Origin of the sequence: Paenibacillus sp. GYB004 (assembly GCF_036577605.1) — a bacterium.
GTDB classification, from domain to species: Bacteria; Bacillota; Bacilli; order Paenibacillales; family NBRC-103111; genus Paenibacillus_AB; species Paenibacillus_AB oceani.
The window spans coordinates 1-222 of record NZ_JARBDB010000053.1; the positions used below are offsets into that span (position 1 = coordinate 1).

1 protein-coding gene is annotated in these 222 nt (G+C 45.0%); it reads left to right on the top strand.

All coding sequences use genetic code 11. The features are described from left to right. Window positions 1–222, top strand: a 222-nt coding sequence (locus PV433_RS22905) for a hypothetical protein (protein WP_332074361.1), incomplete at both ends; no start/stop codon positions are given.

The window sequence follows — 222 nt, forward strand, 5'->3', positions numbered from 1 at the left end:
ACGGATGAACGACCGCGATTTAGCTGTAGTTTTTCTTGGTAAGGAATCTCTCCTTTCCCTTGTTATTCCCGGGAACCGTTGGGATTCCTTAGCGTTAAGAAAAACGACTATTCGATGTAAAGCACGGATGAACGACCGCGATTTAGCTGTAGTTTTTCTTGGTAAGGAATCTCTCCTTTCCCTTGTTATTCCCGGGAACCGTTGGGATTCCTTAGCGTTAAG